Consider the following 18,034-nt stretch of genomic DNA (forward strand, 5'->3'; position numbering starts at 1 on the left):
GCAGTTTAATAGATTTTTCAATTTGGAGGTCATATGGATCATCGTTTAGCGGGCATTGTCGCTTGCCCAGTGTGTCACGGTAAGCTCGACTACCATCCTCAAGAACAAGAGTTAATCTGTAAACTTGATGGCTTAGCGTTTCCTATCCAAGACGGGATCCCCGTATTGTTAGAAAATGAAGCCCGTAGTTTGACTGCGGATGAGAGCTAATAATGAGCTTTGTGGTGATCATCCCGGCACGTTATGCCTCGTCACGACTTCCAGGTAAGCCTTTGGCGGATATTCATGGTCAACCGATGATTGTGCATGTCCTAAACCAAGCGCGTGCTGCAGGGGCAGATCGCGTTATTGTCGCCACGGATCATGACGAGGTGGCGGCCGCGGTTGATGCAGCGGGCGGAGAAGTGTGCATGACCCGAGCCGATCATCAATCGGGGACGGAGCGCTTAGCGGAAGTGATCGAAAAATACCGATTCGATGATTCGACGATCATCGTAAACGTCCAAGGCGATGAGCCCTTAATTCCTCCGGTAATTATCAAGCAGGTCGCGACCAATTTAGCGCAAGCTAATTGTGGTATGGCTACGTTATCTGCGCCAATTACCGACGCTCATGAAGCGTTTAATCCCAATGCGGTCAAAGTCGTCACCGATAAACAGGGATATGCCTTGTACTTTTCGAGAGCCACGATCCCTTGGGACCGTGAACGTTTTGCGCAGTCTCAGGCAACCATTGGTGATCAGTTTCAGCGCCACCTCGGTATTTACGCCTACCGCGCAGGATTTATTCGCCAATACATCACTTGGGCGCCTTGTCCGCTTGAGCAATGCGAGTTACTTGAACAGCTACGCGTGCTGTGGAACGGTGAAAAAATTCACGTTGCGACGGCCAAAGCGATTCCCGCAGTCGGCGTGGATACAGCAGAAGATCTCGCAAGAGTACGAGAAGTTCTCGCTTAAAACTAAGGTTAGCCCGAGGGCTAACCTTGCGTTATCCATTGCCAACCTCGGCCTAACCCCTCATACCAAGCGCGTTCACTGTGGCTTAACCAATAAGGTGAGGGGATGGCACGTTCCCAGCCGTTAAGCGGTGAGTGGATAGCTAACTGATTGGCAGGGGCCGGAATAGGTGATAGCTGCTGCGCGGCAAAAAAGTGTAAGGCTCTCGGCAGATGATTGGCCGAGGTCACTAAAATAAAGGGCTTATCACCGAGTAATTGTTTGACGGCGATAGCCTCTTGATGCGTATCGCGTGGTGACTCTAACGCTATCATGTTATCTCTGGGCACGCCGAGCGTCTCAGCGACTTCTTCAGCCACACTCGCGCTACTGCGCGGATTATGCCCTGCGGCGGCGCCGGTAAAAATGAGTTTCGCTGACGGATTCATGCGCCACTGCCTGACCCCTTCTGTGACCCTCGGCAAACTGTTCCCCAATAGGTTGGAACTGGGCGCCCACTGTGGGTTATAAGTGTAACCGCCACCGAGCACAACAATAGCAGCCACCGGTGGGGGATGGTTAAGGGTTGGATACTGGTTCTCAATCGGCGTTAATAAGCGATCAGCGATCGGCTGCAGACTGAGTAACAGCAGAGCTAACCAACCCGTGGTCAGGCAAACTTTGGCTAAGCGTTGGCGCTGGGTAAACCAGAGTAAAAAAAGGCCTACGCCTAACAAGGCTAATAAAAAAGGCAGTGGCAGTAGTAAGCCACCGATTATTTTTTTTAATATAAATAGCATAGTTAACCCGGAATCGAACGAAAAAACAGCACCCAACACAGGATTCTGCAGGCAATAGCTCCATTCCCATCAGAGCTGTGACAAAATAGCATATTTCCTCTGTCGTTTATGCGGAGTATCAGTATGATGGATCGAAATTTCGATGATTTGGCAGAACGTTTTGCTCAAAACATCTATGGCACCCTGAAGGGGCGTATACGACAGATTATTCTTTGGGAAGAGTTAGATCAGCTATTAGCGACCTTCCCCAATGAGCCGTTATCTATTCTTGATGCAGGCGGAGGGATCGGACAAATTTCCTCTGGCTTGGCGCAGCGTGGCCATCAGATAACCTTATGCGATGTTTCTGAACAGATGTTAATCCGTGCCAAGCAGCATGCGCAAGAGCAAGGCGTTGCATCGCAGATGACGTTTATCCAAACCAGTGCGCAACAAGTCGGCACGCAACTGGAAAAACCTGTCGATATCGTTCTCTTCCATGCGGTACTGGAATGGGTGGCTGAGCCGGAAAAAACGCTCGCTGCGTTATTCGACACCCTATCTCCGGGTGGCGTGTTATCATTGATGTTTTACAATCTTCATGGCTTGACGCTGCAAAATTTAACTTTAGGAAATTTCGGTTATTTGAAGGCTCACATGAAGAAGCGAAAGAAAAAGACCCTTTCGCCCGATTACCCGCGCGATCCTGCAGAGGTCGACCAATGGTTAACGAACGTTGGTTTTGACATCGAAAGTAAAGCGGGGATCCGAGTATTTAGTGACTTCATACGCGATCTGCCTCCTTCAGCAAACGGTGAAGAGGGGATTATTGAAATGGAACGGCGTTACAGTCGTCAGGAACCTTTTATGAGTTTAGGGCGTTATATTCACGTCACGGCACGTAAGCCCGCAATAAAGGATGAGCTATGAGTGATTTTACCCAGACCATACCTGAGCTAGTGTCGTGGGCCCGCAAAAGTGATTTTGCAATCTCTCTTCCCGTCGAGCGATTAGCTTTTCTGCTCGCCATCGCCACGCTAAATGGCGAACGTATTGAGGGCGAGCTGACGGAGTCTGAGTTATTAGATGCGTTTAAGCATGTCAGTAATGTATTCGAACAAAGCCCGGAAACGGTTGAGCTGCGGGGAAATAATGCGATTAACGATATGGTTAAACAGCGCATTCTTAACCGATTCACCTCTGAGCAAGCTGAAGGTTACGCTATCTATCGTTTAACACCGTTAGCCATCGGCATTACTGACTATTATGTGCGGCAAAAAGAGTTCTCAACTCTGCGTTTATCGATGCAATTATCCATTGTGGGTAATGAACTTAAGCGCGCAGCAGACGATGCACACCAAGATGGCGACCAATTCCATTGGCACCGCAACGTATTCGCGCCGCTAAAGTATTCGGTCGCTGAAATTTTCGATAGCATCGATTTAACACAGCGCCAAATGGATGAGCAGCAACAGCAAATTAAACAAGAGATTGCTGACTTATTGAATAAAGATTGGCGAGCCGCTATCTCAAGTTGTGAGATCTTGCTGTCAGAAACGTCGGGAATCTTACGTGAATTGCAAGATACGTTGGAAGCGGCAGGCGATAAACTGCAAACCCATCTATTGGTTATTCAAGAATCTATCTATGGTATCCCTGACCTTGCCTATATCGATAAACTGATTTTCGAACTGCAAAATAAATTAGACCGAATTATCAGTTGGGGCCAACAAGCCATCGATTTATGGATAGGGTATGACCGCCATGTGCATAAGTTTATTCGGACGGCGATAGACTTAGATAAGAATCGGGTGTTTGCCCAACGTTTACGGCAATCGGTTCAACACTATTTTGATGCCCCTTGGGCGCTCACCTATAGCAGTGCAGAACGGTTATACGACACGCGTGATGACGAAATGACCCTACGCAACGATGATGTGATGGGTGAGCTGCCACCCGAGCTGGAATTCGAAGAGTTCAATGAAATTCGCGAGCAGTTAGCCGCCATGATTGAACACGCTCTTCAGGCTTACCGTCGTGAAGGTAAGCCGCTTAATCTCGCCGAGGTGATGAAAGGTTATCTCGCACAATACCCTCGGGCACGCCATTTCGACCTCGCACGCATTGTGGTTGACCAAGCGGTGCAACTGGGGGTTTCTGAAGCCGATTTAGCAGGATTACCTGCTGAATGGCACACTATTAATGAATATGGCGCTAAGGTGCAGGCACATGTCATCGACAAATATTGAACAAGTGATGCCAGTTAAATTGGCACAAGCTCTTGCTAACCCATTATTTCCAGCCTTAGATAGCCAATTACGTGCAGGTCGCCATATCAGTCTGGAAGATCTCGATCACCATGCTTTATTGATGGATTTTGAACACGAGCTCGCCGAATTTTACGGTCGTTACCACGTAGAACTTATTCGCGCACCCGAAGGTTTCTTCTATCTTCGTCCACGTTCAACGACGCTTATCGCACGTTCGGTACTATCAGAATTGGATATGATGGTCGGCAAAATACTCTGCTACCTCTATCTCAGCCCAGAACGCTTGGCTAACGAAGGGATTTTCACCTTCCAAGAGCTGTATGACGAACTATTAAGTTTAGCCGATGAGAGTAAATTGCTGCGCTATGTTAACCAGCGGTCCACTGGGTCGGATGTTGACAGGGCGAAGCTACTCGACAAGGTACGTTCTTCCTTAAACCGTTTACGCCGTCTGGGCATGGTATGGTTTATGGCAAACGACAGCAGTAAATTCAGAATTAAAGAGTCAGTCTTTCGTTTCGGTGCAGAAGTGCGCAGTGGCGATGATCCTCGCGAAGCGCAACTTCGCTTAATACGCGATGGCGAAGCGGTTGAAATTGACAGCGGTTCAGGGCTGACAGATGAAGAAAAAGAGCGTGCCGACGATGACGCGGCCGAAGGGCAACAAGAAGGTGATGACGCATGATTGAACGTGGAAAATTTCGTTCGCTTACCCTAATAAACTGGAACGGTTTTTTTGCCCGAACGTTTGACTTAGATGAATTGGTCACGACCCTATCAGGGGGCAACGGTGCCGGTAAATCGACGACCATGGCGGCCTTTATTACCGCGTTAATCCCCGATTTGACCCTATTACACTTTCGTAATACCACTGAAGCGGGTGCGACCACCGGGTCTCGAGATAAAGGTTTACACGGTAAACTGCGCCCAGGTGTTTGTTACGCTGCTTTAGATGTCGTTAACTCTCGTGGACAGCGCTCGCTGGTCGGTGTGCGTCTCCAGCAAGTAGCGGGTCGCGATAAAAAAGTCGATATTAAACCTTTCAGTATTCATGATATTCCCGAAGATACCTTACCGACGGATCTCTTAACCGAGGTCTTAAACAGTCGTCAGGCTAAAGTACGTCCGCTGAACGAAGTGAAAGAGCGGATGGATGCGCAACAGGTCATGACCTTTAAAGCGTACAGTTCGGTGACCGATTATCACAGCATGATGTTTGACCACGGTATCGTTCCCCGTCGTCTACGCAGCCAAAGTGATCGCAGTAAATTCTATCGCCTAATTGAAGCCTCTTTATACGGCGGGATCTCCAGCACCATCACCCGTTCACTGCGCGATTACTTATTACCTGAAAACGGTGGTGTGCGTAAGGCTTTCCAAGATATGGAAGGGGCATTACGCGAAAATAGAATGACGCTTGAAGCGATTCGTGTTACCCAAGCTGACCGCAGTCTGTTTAAGCACCTGATTACCGAAGCCACGCAATATGTTGCTTCGGACTATATGCGCCATGCCAATGATCGCCGAATTAACTTAGACGGCGCCATTGCGCTACGTCAAGAGTTGCATACGGGCCGCCATCAGTTGAAGACTGAACAGTTCCGACATGTGGAGATGGCTCGCGAGCTCTCCGAGCACGTTGGGGCAGAAGGCGACTTGGAGAGCGAGTATCAAGCTGCCAGTGACCACCTCACCATTGTTCAGAATGCGGTGCGTCAGCAAGAAAAAATCGAACGTTACGAAAACGAGATCGAAGAGCTTTCGTATCGTTTAGAAGAGCAGCAAGAAGTGGTGGCTGAAGCGCAAGAGATTAATGAAGCGCACCAAGAGAACGTCGAAGCTTCTGAAATCGAAGTGGATGAGCTCAAAAGCCAGCTCGCCAATTTCCAGCAGGCATTGGATGTTCAACAAACGCGCGCGATTCAATATCAACAAGCGGTAAATGCGCTACAGCGGGCCAAGGATCTCTGTCACCTCGACGATTTATCTGCCGAAAATGCCGCCGAATGGCAGGCACGTTTCCAAGCCCGCGAAGAAGAAGCCACCAATTTACTGCTGAACTTAGAACAGAAGCTTAGCGTTGCGCAGGCAGCCCACAGCCAATTTAACCAAGCGTTAGAACTGGTGCAACAAATCAGTGGCCCAGTCAATCGTGCTGAAGCCTGGCAAGTTGGACGTGAAGCGCTACGTGAAGCGCAACAACAACGCCATATTGCGGATCAACTCCCTGCATTACGTTTACGCTTGTCTGAATTAGAACAGCGTCTTCGCGAGCAGCACGATGCAGAGCGTCTGCTAGCCGAATTTTGTAAACGTCAAGGCCAGCAATATGAAGCCGATGCGCTTGAAGACTTACATCGGGAATATGAAGCGCGTATCGAACAATTAAGCGCCGGCGTTGATGAAGCCAGCGAGCAGCGTTTATTACATCGCCAATCATTGGATCAAATTCGCGAAAAGATCAGCGTACTGACTAATCGCGCGCCTCATTGGTTAGCGGCACAAGAGATCCTGACACAATTAAGCGAGCAGACGGGCCAAGTCTTTACGCAAAGCAGTCAGGTCACAGAATATATGCAGTACCTGCTGGAGCGTGAGCGGGAAACCACAGTTGAACGTGATGAAGTCGCCAGCCGTCGTCGTCAAGTCGAACAACAAATCGAGCGCTTAAGCCAGCCGGGCGGCGCAGAAGATAGTCGCTTAAACCATTTAGCTGAAAAGTTTGGTGGCGTTTTGTTATCCGAAATTTATGATGACGTCACTCTCGAGGATGCACCTTACTTCTCAGCGCTTTATGGGCCTTCTCGTCATGCGATCGTTGTTCCTGAGCTGGCTCCGATCCAAGCGCTGTTGGCTGATCTCGAGGATTGCCCTGAAGACCTCTACTTAATTGAAGGGGACCCCCAATCATTCGATGACAGTGTGTTCAGTGTCGAAGAACTGAACCAAGCAGTGGTGGTCAAGATTGCTGATCGTCAGTGGCGTTATTCGCGTTTCCCGAAGGTCCCTCTCTTTGGCCGTGCCGCCCGTGAAAATCAACTGGAATTGCTCTCGCAGGAGCGTGATAGTTTAAGCGAAAAATATGCCACCCTGTCGTTTGATGTCCAGAAGTCACAGCGTCTGCACCAATCCTTCAGTCGTTTCATCGGCAGCCATCTGGCGATTGCCTTTGAACAGGATCCTGAAGCACAAATCCGCCAACTCTCTTCGCGCCGTACCGATATCGAACGGGCGATGGCTCAACACGAAGCGAATACTCAACAGCAACGTCAGCAATTTGAGACGGCTCGTGAAGGGGTGGCATTACTTAACCGTCTTTTACCTCGGGTCAATTTACTGTTAGACGAAACCTTAGCGGATCGTTGTGAAGAGTTGCGTGAGCAGGTTGAGGAATCGCAGGAAGCGGCACGCTTCTTACATCAGTTCGGACAGAAGCTTGCCAAGCTCGAGCCGATGATCAGTGTGTTGCAAAGCGATCCAGAACAGCATCAACAACTACAGGATGATTATCGTACGGCGCAGCAACAGCAGCGCGATTACCGTCAGCAAGCGTTTGCTCTTACCGAAGTGGTTCAGCGCCGCGCGCACTTTAACTATTCTGAAGCAGAGGGAATGGTTGATGGTAATAGCGATCTCACCCAAAAATTGCGCCAGCAGTTAGCGCAGGCTGAGGGCGAGCGTACCGAACTCCGCGACCGTTTACGTCAGCATCAGCAGCAATTGACACAAAGTAGTCAGTTATTGGCTTCATTGAAAAGTTCATATGATGCGAAGCGCGATATGCTGTCGGAGTTACAGCAAGAGATGCAAGCCTTGGGGGCAAAAGCCGATCCCCATGCAGAGTTACAAGCTAAAGAATTACGTGACTCGCTTTACCATCAGTTAAGCCATAACCGTGCCCGCCGTCATCAATTGGAAAAACAATTGACCTTCTGTGAAGCGGAAATGGAGTCTTTACAGAAACGTTTACGTAAAGTCGAACGGGATTACAGCCAAAGCCGTAACCAAGTGGTCACCGCAAAAGCGGGATGGTGTACCGTCTTGCGTTTAGTGAAAGAGAATGGCTTGGAAAGACGTTTACACCGTCGTGAGTTGGCTTATTTAGGCGGTGATGAACTCCGTTCAATGTCTGATAAAGCACTGGGAGCGTTGCGTTTAGCGGTCGCCGATAACGAACATCTACGCGACGTGTTACGTCTGTCAGAAGAGCCACGTTATCCGGAGCGTAAGATTCGCTTCTTTATTGCCGTCTACCAGCATCTTCGTGAGCGGATCCGTCAAGACATTATCCGTACCGATGATCCGATCGAAGCTATCGAACAGATGGAAATCGAGCTTAATCGCTTAACGGAAGAGTTAACCTCTCGTGAGCAAACGCTAGCGATCAGTTCTCGTAGTGCCGCGAATATTATTCGTAAGACAATTCAGCGAGAGCAGACCCGTATACGCCAATTAAACCAAGGCTTACAAGCGGTCAAATTCGGTCAGGTTAATAGCGTACGTTTGAACGTAAATGTGCGCGAGGCCCACTCGACGCTTCTGGAGACCTTGGCTCAAGATCATGAGCAGCATCAAGACTTATTCAACAGTCAACGACTGACCTTCTCTGAAGCGTTAGCCAAACTGTACCAACGTCTCAATCCGCATATCGACTTAGGCAGCCGTACTCCGCAAGTGATCGGTGAAGAGCTGCTGGATTATCGTAACTACTTGGAGATGGAAGTCGAAGTTAACCGTGGCTCTGACGGTTGGTTACGTGCAGAAAGCGGGGCGCTGTCGACGGGTGAAGCGATCGGGACCGGGATGTCGATATTGGTCATGGTTGTCCAAAGCTGGGAGGATGAATCGCGTCGTCTTAGAGGGAAAGATATTTCTCCCTGTCGCTTATTATTCTTGGACGAAGCCGCACGACTGGATGCGCGTTCGATCGCCACGTTATTTGAGCTGTGTGAGCGATTAGAGATGCAATTAGTCATTGCGGCACCAGAAAATATTAGCCCAGAAAAAGGCACGACTTATAAATTAATGCGTAAAGTGGTTAACGAGATCGAACATGTGCATGTAGTTGGATTAAAAGGTTTTTCACCTGAAGTCACCCCCGCGCAGGAGACCGTTGTATCGAACGCTGATGATAACTAGATAAGCCACAATTATCATTTGCTCCGGATTAAACGACATTTGTTTATAACAAATGTCGTTTTTTCGTTTACACTCAAAGGAAGAAAATAATAAAAAACATTGAACTTTTTGGTGCGTGTCTAAACAAGGTAAGGAGTCAGGGATGTTTCTAAAGTGTTTTCAACTTAAACCGGTATTGCTAGTCGGCGGTATGTCGTTAGCGATCGGTAGTTCAATGGTAGCGCAAGCCGCCCCTGAACTGGCGAGCTCACCTGTTACTCATACTAATACTCCTAGCCAGCGTATTGCGTCGATTTATCAAGCGTTACCTTCCGGTGTTTCCCTTTATTATGGCAGCTTACTCACTTCCATCTATCGTCAGCATCATCAGCAACCGTTATGGACGGATGAAGCGGCGATTCACAGTTTTGAGCAGCAACTCTCTGAGGTGGCGTTATCAGGCGTTCAACCTCAGTTTGCACGCTGGCTCTCAGTATTAAGCCGCAGCGATTTATCCGGTGATGCACGCGATGTCGTGTTATCCGATGCCTTATTGGGTTATCTACAATTTGTGAATGCCGCGCCCGCCCAAGGGGAGACATGGTTCTATGGTCCAAATGGTTTTCGCCTGACAGCACCAAGTTCAGCACTTGTAGGGCGTTGGCTGCAAGCTGTTAATCATGGTACGACCCAGCACTTTATTGAGGGGTTAATGCCTCAGCACCCACAATATCGTCCGATGCAAAAAGCGCTGGTGGTTTTATTGGCAGACAACAAGCCTTGGCCGAAGGTCGATTTAACCCATACTATTCGCCCAGGTGATAGCGATCCGGCCGTTCCGCAATTGCGGCAGTTACTTGTTCGCGCCGGATGGCTCAGTGAAGCGCAAGCACAATCCTCCATTCCTGCTACGCCGCAACCTGAACCATCGCAATCGACACAACCGCAAACTGTCGCAGCGCCAAGTCAGCAAAGAATGTTATCGCCAACACCTACTTCAACCAATGCCGCACCGGCCAGTACAGGGCCAGCTGAAGATATCTATTCTGATGCAATGGTTTCAGCCGTGAAACGATTCCAGCATTGGCAAGGATTAACCGATGACGGGATTATTGGTTATAAAACCCGTGAGTGGCTGAATATTACTCCACATCAACGTGCGACACTGCTTGCGTTGAATATGCAGCGCCTGCGGTTGTTACCTGATGATATGCATAATGGCATCATGGTTAATATCGCCAACTACTCCTTAAATTATTACGTTGATGGCAAAACTATCCTCTCTTCACGCGTTATTGTCGGTCGCCCAGAAAGGAAAACGCCATTAATGCGCAGTGCATTGAACAGTGTAGTGCTTAACCCAACGTGGACAGTACCTAACACGCTAATTCGTGAAGATTTAGTGCCGAAACTGCGTAAGGACCCAAGTTACTTGGCCAAGCATAATTTCACGCTTTATTCGGGGTGGGGGGCGGACGCAACCACGGTAAATCCGTCAAGTGTTAACTGGCAGACCGTATCAGCTTCTGCTTTCCCTTATCGTGTCATGCAAGCGCCGGGACCCCAAAACTCCTTGGGGCGCTATAAGTTTAATATGCCGAGTTCTGATGCGATTTACCTCCATGACACGCCAAATCATGGATTATTCCAGCAAGATATTCGAGCCATTAGCTCTGGTTGTGTGCGGGTTAATAAAGCATCGCAATTGGCTGGCTTACTTCTGAAGGATGTCGGTTGGGATCAAAGCCGTATTTCCGCGACACTTGATAGCCGGACGACACGACCTATTTCTATTCGTCATCGTATCCCCGTCAACCTGTATTACTTAACGGCGTGGGTGAGTGAGGATGGACAGGCGCAATTCCGTACTGACATCTATAATTATGACCAATTAGCGCGTTCAGGCTGGAGCGCAATCAGTAACGCTGAGAAGTTTCTATTATAGATTTATCGTTCAGCGGGTGGATAAGCCAGCTGAATATCTTTCTAAGTGTAATTAAATTGATCGTTCTCATGTCTGCGTCTTGACGAAGGGCAACACTCTGGGTATGGTTCCTCTGTTGTTTTTTTGTCCTTTCGTCTCGCGGATGTCATGCCCATGGAAAAAATTGATTCACATCGTCGTAAACTGCTTTTACTTGGTTCAGCTGCAGCCGGTATTTCTTGCCTACCTCATTTCGCACAAGCCTCATTATCGACCTCGCGACCTAGAATTTTGACGTTAAATAACATCAATACAGGTGAGAGCTTAAAAGCAGAGTTCTTCAATGGTAAAACGTATAATCCGAGTGAACTTGCAAGGCTTAATCATTTTTTCCGTGATTACCGTGCAGAGAAAATTCATGCCATAGACCCACACCTTTTTGACCATATCTACCGCCTTCAAGTGATGTTGGAAACCCGTAAGCCTATTCAGTTAGTTTCTGGCTTCCGTAGCATTGCCACCAACAATCATTTGCGTGGTAGAAGTGCTCACAGCGGTGTTGCCAAGCACAGCTATCATACCTTAGGCCAAGCAATGGATTTCCATATCGAAGGTGTTGCACTCAGCAACGTGCGCAAAGCGGCATTAAAAATGAATGCCGGCGGAGTGGGCTATTACCCTAAGAGTAACTTCGTGCATATCGATACCGGCCCCGTTCGTCATTGGTCCTGAGATGAGTCATTCCATGAGCGCTATAGCGATCACGCAGATCCCCGTCACGGCTTTTGCACAAAATTGTAGCCTAGTCGTCTGCACTCAAACCGGCAGTGCGGCGCTTATAGATCCAGGCGGTGACGCAGAGAAGATTACGGCACTGTTGCACCAACAGGGCATTGAGATCGATAAAATTTTACTGACGCATGGCCATTTAGATCATGTGGGGGCGGCAAAGATATTGGCGCAACAGTTTAATGTCCCGTTAATCGGTCCTCATCGTGATGACCTTTTTCTCTTTGAGAGTTTACCTCAGCAAAGCGCGATGTTTGGTTTCCCGCATTGCGAGGTGTTTTATCCCGATCAATGGTTAGAGGAAGGCGAGTCGGTCAGCGTTGGCACGCTAGATTTCAGTGTCCTCCATTGCCCAGGTCACACGCCTGGACATATCGTGTTTTATCAGGCAGAGCAACACTTGCTGATCTCGGGTGATGTAATATTCAAAGGTGGGGTGGGGCGCAGTGATTTTCCCCGAGGTGATGGACAAAAATTGATTGAGTCAATTGAACAGAAGTTACTGCCGTTAGGAGATGACGTGACATTTATCCCAGGCCATGGTCCCCGCTCAACCCTCGGACACGAACGCCTCACTAATCCTTTTTTACGCTGATAAAAAATGCCCGGTAATGACCGGGCATCTATTTTTATCGCGTTACGCTAATAATTGATTCGCAGAGACGTGACATATTTTCTGGTGTCATCCCGGCAATATTAATCCGACCTGACGCAACCGCGTAAATCGCAAACTCTTCCCGTAACCGTAATACTTGTTCTTTAGTTAGCCCGCTGTAAGAAAACATCCCATTTTGTTTATTAATAAATGAGAAGTCTTGGGTCGCCCCTTTTTCTTGTAACGTTTGTACAAACAGTTGGCGCATACGCTGAATACGCTGGCGGACTTCTAAAAGCTCTTGCTCCCAAATCGCTCTCAGACTGTCATCATTTAAAATCGTTGCTACGACGGCGGCACCATGTGACGGCGGATTGGAGTAATTTGCACGGATCACGGCTTTAACTTGGCTAAATGCATCATTACCGGCTTGAGCTGTAGTGGTTTTCAGCGTGAAAGCACCGGTACGTTCATTATATAAACCGAAGTTTTTAGAGAAAGAGCTACAAACAATGAACTCTTGGTGAGATTGCGCAAATAAACGTAGCCCTTGCGCATCTTCATCCAAACCTTGTCCGAGACCTTGATAGGCAAAATCGAATAGCGGTAGTAACGCTTTACGCAGCAGGAGTTCAGAAAGCTGTTGCCACTGTTCTAAGGTGGGGTCGATACCCGTTGGATTATGGCAACATCCATGAAGGAGTACGACATCACCCGCTTCCGCAGACGCTAATGAGTCGAGCATTGCCGAGAAATCGAGACTATGGGTCTCTGGCTGATAGTAGTTATAAGTCGCGACCTCTAAGCCACTCGCAGCAAAGATATTATGATGGTTTGGCCAGCTTGGGTTACTGACCCAGACACGCTTAGCGCTAGTATGCTGGGCAAGAAAATCTGCAGCGACACGTAAAGCCCCTGTGCCACCCGGCGTTTGCGCCGTGAAGAGGCATTGTGTAGCGAGAATGGGATTGCCCGTGCCGAAAAGCAAGCGTTGGCTTGCCTGGGCATAAGCGCTGTTGCCTTCAATACTGAGATAATTTTTGCTTGTTTCGGTTTCGACTAACTGCTGCTCAGCCTTTTTGACACTGACCATCACAGGGGTGTGACCGGTCTCATCTTTATAGACCCCTATACCTAAATTAATCTTGTTAGGGCGAAGATCGTTCTTATATAAATCCGCTAGCCCTAAAATAGGATCAGCCGGCGCAGCAGGAATTGATTCAAACATAGTAATATCCGAATTGAAGTGTGGTGAGCATTAGGGTAGCGGGATGTCGACGCCCGTACAACGACTAATAAAAATTTTCGGAGGGAAATGACATGAAAAGTGGCTACCCATTAGGTAGCCACAGTTGATACTTAGAATTGGTAGACCAGACCCGTCGCAACGGTGTTATCGTTGTTAAGACCGAGCTTGTTATTGTTGCTTAGCTGATTAATACGGTAATCAACATAAGTCGACATGTTTTTGTTAAAGTAGTAGCTCGCGCCAACATCGATATATTTTACGAGGTCAACATCACCGATCCCTTCAACATCTTTCGCTTTTTGCTGGATAAAGGCTAAGGATGGGCGTAAACCGAAGTCGAACTGATACTGCGCAACGGCTTCGAAGTTCTGCGTTTTATTCGCAAAACCAGATTTAGATACCCCATTAATATCGCTACTAATACGGGTGGCGTTTTGCCCTTCAGCATAAGTGACGGCAACATACACAGGGGCATTATCATATTTCAAGCCTACACCCCAGACGCTGGCGGTGTCGCCACTGCCGTAATCCATATTACGTTGCTTGGTAGTACGGTTTTGTTGTTGGTAAGCACCGGTGATCGCGAAGCTGTAAGGCAGTGCATAACTGGTCGAAACGCCCCAGCCATCGCCATTAGAACGCTGTACATCGTCGCGTTCATTTTTACCTTGATACTGCAGGGCGACATTTAATCCTTCGATTAATCCGAAGAAATTAGCGTTGCGGTAGGTGGCTACGCCGGTGGTACGGCCTGTCATTGAATCAGAGTAACTAAAGTCACCCCCAAATTCTGGCAGCATATCGGTGTAACTTAACGCATCATAAGCGACAGCATAGTTACGACCGTAATCGAAGGAGCCATACTGATTAAAACGCAGACCGGCAAATCCTAGGCGGGTTTTGTTTCCGTTTTGCGCATCGCTGCCTTCGCTGTTATTCGCTTGAATGTTATATTCCCATTGACCGTAACCGGTCATATTCTCATTGATTTGCGTTTCGCCTTTGAAACCAAAACGTACGTATGAGAAATCCCCATCATTACTGTTATCATTCGAGAAGTAATGTAATCCAACTGCCCTGCCATATAAATCTAGCTTGTTACCGTCTTTGTTGTAGATTTCTGCAGCCTGAGCTGAAGAGATAGCCAAAAGACTTGGAACCAGTAGAGAAAGAACTTTGCGCTTCATCATTAATACCCTCATTGGCATTATTGTTAATTATTTTTATGTTTTAGAGATTAAAAGCCCATTGCGGGCTCGTATTGAATAGCATTTTTAGCGCTATTTACAACTGTGTTGAAACGAAATGAAGATGAACATCACATTTATAGCTGTATCAAAAAGTAACATAATGTGACTTGGCACTTTTTGCAATGATCTCTGTCAACGGGCAAAAAAAAATCCGCCGAAGCGGATTTCTATAAGTGAGGCTTATGTTAGAAGTTAGCACTGCGTGGGGTACGCGGGAAAGCGATAACATCCCGTACATTTTGTACACCAGTAACGTAAGAGACAAGACGTTCAAAACCTAAGCCAAAGCCTGAGTGTGGTACGGTGCCGTAGCGACGGAGATCGCGATACCACCAGTAATCCTCTTTATTTAGGCCCATTTCAGCTAGACGTTGGTCTAACACATCTAAACGTTCTTCACGCTCAGAACCCCCGATAATCTCACCAATGCCTGGAGCGAGAACATCCATCGCGGCAACGGTTTTACCATCATCATTTAAGCGCATATAGAAGGCTTTGATGTCCTTCGGATAGTTTTTCACGACAACTGGGGCTGCAAAATGTTTTTCAGCTAAGTAGCGTTCGTGTTCCGAGGAGAGATCGATTCCCCATTCGACTGGGTTTTCGAAGGTTTGGCCAGAGTTGAGCAGGATATCGATCGCATCGGTATAATCGATTTGGGCAAAATCGCTGCTAACAAATTTTTCTAAACGGCTGATCGCTTCTTTATCTACGCGCTCTGCAAAGAAGGCGAGGTCGTCAGCGCGCTCGGTCAACACTGCGTTAAAGCAATATTTCAACATTGCTTCGGCTAACGCTGCGGCATCATCTAAGTGAGCAAACGCAACTTCGGGTTCAACCATCCAAAATTCGGCTAGGTGACGGCTAGTGTTGGAGTTTTCTGCACGAAACGTCGGGCCAAAGGTATAGATTTTGGATAATGCGCTAGCATAAGTCTCACCGTTTAGCTGTCCCGATACGGTAAGGAACGCTTCTTTACCAAAGAAGTCTTGGCTATAGTCGACTTTACCTTGATCGTTGCGAGGCAGATTTTCCATATCGAGTGTTGAGACACGGAACAGTTCGCCAGCGCCTTCGGTATCTGAAGCAGTGATTAACGGCGTCGAGACCCAAAAATAGCCTTGCTCATTAAAGAAGCGGTGAATAGCTTGAGCTAAAGTATTACGCACGCGTGCGACGGCACCAATTAAGTTGGTGCGCGGACGTAAGTGGGCAACCTCACGAAGATATTCGATGCTGTGACGTTTAGCCGCCATTGGATAGCTATCGGGATCCTCGACCCAACCCACGACCTTCACTGCGGTCGCTTGAATTTCGAAAGATTGACCTTGACCAGGAGACGAGACTACCGTGCCGGTGACTTCGACGGAGCAGCCAGTCGTCAGGTGCAAAACTTCATCTTGATAATTATTAAGCGAATTATTTACAACCGCCTGAACAGGATTAAAGCAGGAGCCATCATAAATGGCGATAAAGGAAATACCAGCTTTGGAATCTCTACGGGTACGCACCCAGCCACGCACTGTAACCTCTGACTCTACAGCTACACGACCGTCTAGCACGTCCACGACAGGCACTATGCTCATAATTATCTCTCTGTTAGATGGAATCACTATTGAATAAGGTAGGATATGTTACTCAGGCAGGGTAAGTAAACAAGCAAAATAGATAGAAAAAAAAGGATTAGGCCAGATTATCTCTGGCCTAGGGTTAGCCTGTACAATTTATCTTCGGTAAGTCGAACGCTTTTTCTAGCGCTTTGACAAAAGAAACGTCTTGGCAGATAGTTTTGCCCGGGCTATCCGATAATTTTGCCACGGGTTTGCCATCGCAGCTGGTGAGCTTAATCACAATATTCAGTGGACTTACACCAGGCAAATCGCAAGTCAGGCGTGTACCCACACCGAAAATAATGTTAATGCGCGGATCGAAATGACGGTAGAGTTCAAGCGCCTTATCCAAGGTTAAACTGTCGGAGAAAACCAGGGTCTTCTCGCGAGGGTCAATCCCTAAAGAGAGGTAGTGCTTAATGATTTTCTCACCCCATGCAACGGGATCGCCGGAATCGTGACGAACCCCCTGATAGCGGTTGGCAAAGTTAAAGCCGAAATCACGTAAAAATGCATCCGTGGCAATACAATCAGTCAACGCGATGCCGAGCATATCATTATACTCTTCCAACCAGGCTTGCAGTGCGGCGCGCTGACTGTGTGCTAACTCTGAGCTGATCTGTTGGTGTGCCTGGAACCACTCGTGTGCTTGGGTACCCACAGGCGCTAACTGGTGGCGACGGGCAATATCGTAATTACTGGTGCCGACCAGCCAAGGAACTTCCCTAACCAGTTCCGCCACCACAGATTCTTGCACAGACTGAGAGAAACGTCGGCGCGTGCCAAAGTCCATTAATTTAAAACGCGACATATCAAGGTCAGCTGAGTCAGCTTTGAACTTGGCTAATTTCGTATTGAGCAGCGCTAACGCATCGGCGGCGGTAACGTTAGGGGAACGGTCACGATGCACAATTTCAGAGATCAAGGCCAGTAGTGGCACTTCCCAAAGAATCACTTCGATCCAAGGCCCGGTAATGGTCAGCACTAATTGACCCTGCTGATTGCTCACTGCAACCTGTTGGGGATCAAAGCGAAAAGTCTTGAGCCAATTTAAGTAATCGATGGTGAAGAAAGGTAGGGAAGCTAAATAACGATATTCTTCATCCGTTAAGGCAAGTTGCTGCATTAAATTAATTTGCGAGACAATTTCCTCGGCATAAACGCCGAGTAACTCATCACCTCGACAGCGGAACTCAGCGGTGACGGATAAATGTCGATAGCGATGAAACACCGCTTGCTGCATATGCAATTTATAGGCATCGGTATCAAGCAGCGTGGTCAATATCGGAGAAGCATGTGGTTTCATAGTGCTTATCGGCATCCTTTGGACATTATCACTCTGCAGGCCGGCAGAAAAAGTCGTTATATCAGGCAATAGTATAACTCGTCGCCCTAAAAAGTGAATTGGATCACACCATAGATTATTCGCGAAATCGAGAATAAATTGTGCTAAATGTTAAAATTATGTTCTCAGAAGAGCACGACTTGCTGTCAAGGACTGGAATCTGGTAT

General features: G+C 47.9%; 14 protein-coding genes. 9 read left to right on the forward strand and 5 right to left on the reverse strand.

What is annotated here, in order from left to right; translation table 11 throughout:
- Positions 1 to 33 precede the first annotated feature (33 nt).
- A complete protein-coding gene (locus HGT71_RS10990; protein WP_214217791.1) occupies positions 34 to 210 on the forward strand; it encodes a Trm112 family protein in 177 nt (58 codons plus the stop codon).
- A gap of 2 nt (positions 211 to 212) precedes the next feature.
- The gene (gene kdsB, locus HGT71_RS10995) at positions 213 to 959 is read left to right on the forward strand and encodes a 3-deoxy-manno-octulosonate cytidylyltransferase (RefSeq protein ID WP_214217792.1); all 747 of its coding nucleotides are present in this window, start codon (positions 213 to 215) and stop codon (positions 957 to 959) included.
- Positions 960 to 979: 20 nt separating this feature from the next.
- Here the strand turns inward: kdsB and elyC are convergent, their stop codons facing one another.
- Entirely contained in the window at positions 980 to 1,738 is a 759-nt protein-coding gene (gene elyC, locus HGT71_RS11000; protein ID WP_214217793.1) for an envelope biogenesis factor ElyC, read from the reverse strand.
- Positions 1,739 to 1,861: 123 nt separating this feature from the next.
- Between elyC and cmoM the strand changes: the two genes are divergently transcribed.
- The 7 genes from cmoM to HGT71_RS11035 all read left to right on the forward strand — a co-directional run bounded on the left by cmoM (position 1,862) and on the right by HGT71_RS11035 (position 12,413).
- Positions 1,862 to 2,647, forward strand: coding sequence for a tRNA uridine 5-oxyacetic acid(34) methyltransferase CmoM (gene cmoM, locus HGT71_RS11005; RefSeq protein ID WP_214217794.1), 786 nt, complete (start codon positions 1,862 to 1,864; stop codon positions 2,645 to 2,647).
- The gene (gene mukF, locus HGT71_RS11010) at positions 2,644 to 3,966 is read left to right on the forward strand and encodes a chromosome partition protein MukF (protein WP_214217795.1); all 1,323 of its coding nucleotides are present in this window, start codon (positions 2,644 to 2,646) and stop codon (positions 3,964 to 3,966) included. Before cmoM ends, mukF begins: the two co-directional genes overlap by 4 nt.
- Positions 3,947 to 4,672, forward strand: coding sequence for a chromosome partition protein MukE (gene mukE, locus HGT71_RS11015; RefSeq protein WP_048911901.1), 726 nt, complete (start codon positions 3,947 to 3,949; stop codon positions 4,670 to 4,672). The genes mukF and mukE overlap by 20 nt, the downstream gene beginning before the upstream one ends.
- Entirely contained in the window at positions 4,669 to 9,126 is a 4,458-nt protein-coding gene (mukB, locus tag HGT71_RS11020) for a chromosome partition protein MukB (RefSeq protein WP_214217796.1), read from the forward strand. The genes mukE and mukB overlap by 4 nt, the downstream gene beginning before the upstream one ends.
- A 142-nt stretch (positions 9,127 to 9,268) precedes the next feature.
- Positions 9,269 to 11,050, forward strand: a complete 1,782-nt coding sequence (gene ldtD / locus HGT71_RS11025) for a L,D-transpeptidase (protein ID WP_214217797.1) — start codon at positions 9,269 to 9,271, stop codon at positions 11,048 to 11,050.
- 153 nt (positions 11,051 to 11,203) lie between these two features.
- Positions 11,204 to 11,761 carry a peptidoglycan L,D-endopeptidase MepK gene (mepK, locus tag HGT71_RS11030; protein ID WP_214217798.1) on the forward strand — a complete coding sequence of 186 codons (558 nt, stop codon included), beginning with the start codon at positions 11,204 to 11,206 and terminating at the stop codon, positions 11,759 to 11,761.
- Between the two features lie 13 nt (positions 11,762 to 11,774).
- Positions 11,775 to 12,413, forward strand: coding sequence for an MBL fold metallo-hydrolase (locus tag HGT71_RS11035; protein WP_214217799.1), 639 nt, complete (start codon positions 11,775 to 11,777; stop codon positions 12,411 to 12,413).
- 34 nt (positions 12,414 to 12,447) lie between these two features.
- Here HGT71_RS11035 and HGT71_RS11040 read toward each other — a convergent pair whose 3' ends face one another.
- The 4 genes from HGT71_RS11040 to pncB all read right to left on the reverse strand — a co-directional run bounded on the left by HGT71_RS11040 (position 12,448) and on the right by pncB (position 17,828).
- The gene (locus tag HGT71_RS11040) at positions 12,448 to 13,641 is read right to left on the reverse strand and encodes an amino acid aminotransferase (RefSeq protein WP_214217800.1); all 1,194 of its coding nucleotides are present in this window, start codon (positions 13,639 to 13,641) and stop codon (positions 12,448 to 12,450) included.
- 131 nt (positions 13,642 to 13,772) lie between these two features.
- Positions 13,773 to 14,852, reverse strand: a complete 1,080-nt coding sequence (locus tag HGT71_RS11045) for a porin (protein WP_277755755.1) — start codon at positions 14,850 to 14,852, stop codon at positions 13,773 to 13,775.
- Positions 14,853 to 15,097: 245 nt separating this feature from the next.
- Positions 15,098 to 16,498, reverse strand: coding sequence for an asparagine--tRNA ligase (asnS, locus tag HGT71_RS11050; protein WP_214217801.1), 1,401 nt, complete (start codon positions 16,496 to 16,498; stop codon positions 15,098 to 15,100).
- A gap of 124 nt (positions 16,499 to 16,622) precedes the next feature.
- On the reverse strand, positions 16,623 to 17,828 hold the full coding sequence (pncB, locus tag HGT71_RS11055; RefSeq protein WP_099822365.1) for a nicotinate phosphoribosyltransferase: 1,206 nt from the start codon (positions 17,826 to 17,828) through the stop codon (positions 16,623 to 16,625).
- Between the last annotated feature and the right edge of the window lie 206 nt (positions 17,829 to 18,034).

The sequence above is a fragment of the Rosenbergiella epipactidis genome (assembly GCF_018494055.1).
In the GTDB taxonomy this organism is placed as follows: domain Bacteria; phylum Pseudomonadota; class Gammaproteobacteria; order Enterobacterales; family Enterobacteriaceae; genus Rosenbergiella; species Rosenbergiella epipactidis.

Coding starts and splice junctions, on each gene's coding strand:
- HGT71_RS10990 (WP_214217791.1), top strand. CDS start 34: ATGGATCATCGTTTAGCGGGCATTGTCGCTTGCCCAGTGTGTCACGGT.
- kdsB (WP_214217792.1), top strand. CDS start 213: ATGAGCTTTGTGGTGATCATCCCGGCACGTTATGCCTCGTCACGACTT.
- elyC (WP_214217793.1), bottom strand. CDS start 1,738: ATGCTATTTATATTAAAAAAAATAATCGGTGGCTTACTACTGCCACTG.
- cmoM (WP_214217794.1), top strand. CDS start 1,862: ATGATGGATCGAAATTTCGATGATTTGGCAGAACGTTTTGCTCAAAAC.
- mukF (WP_214217795.1), top strand. CDS start 2,644: ATGAGTGATTTTACCCAGACCATACCTGAGCTAGTGTCGTGGGCCCGC.
- mukE (WP_048911901.1), top strand. CDS start 3,947: ATGTCATCGACAAATATTGAACAAGTGATGCCAGTTAAATTGGCACAA.
- mukB (WP_214217796.1), top strand. CDS start 4,669: ATGATTGAACGTGGAAAATTTCGTTCGCTTACCCTAATAAACTGGAAC.
- ldtD (WP_214217797.1), top strand. CDS start 9,269: ATGTTTCTAAAGTGTTTTCAACTTAAACCGGTATTGCTAGTCGGCGGT.
- mepK (WP_214217798.1), top strand. CDS start 11,204: ATGGAAAAAATTGATTCACATCGTCGTAAACTGCTTTTACTTGGTTCA.
- HGT71_RS11035 (WP_214217799.1), top strand. CDS start 11,775: ATGAGCGCTATAGCGATCACGCAGATCCCCGTCACGGCTTTTGCACAA.
- HGT71_RS11040 (WP_214217800.1), bottom strand. CDS start 13,641: ATGTTTGAATCAATTCCTGCTGCGCCGGCTGATCCTATTTTAGGGCTA.
- HGT71_RS11045 (WP_277755755.1), bottom strand. CDS start 14,852: ATGATGAAGCGCAAAGTTCTTTCTCTACTGGTTCCAAGTCTTTTGGCT.
- asnS (WP_214217801.1), bottom strand. CDS start 16,498: ATGAGCATAGTGCCTGTCGTGGACGTGCTAGACGGTCGTGTAGCTGTA.
- pncB (WP_099822365.1), bottom strand. CDS start 17,828: ATGAAACCACATGCTTCTCCGATATTGACCACGCTGCTTGATACCGAT.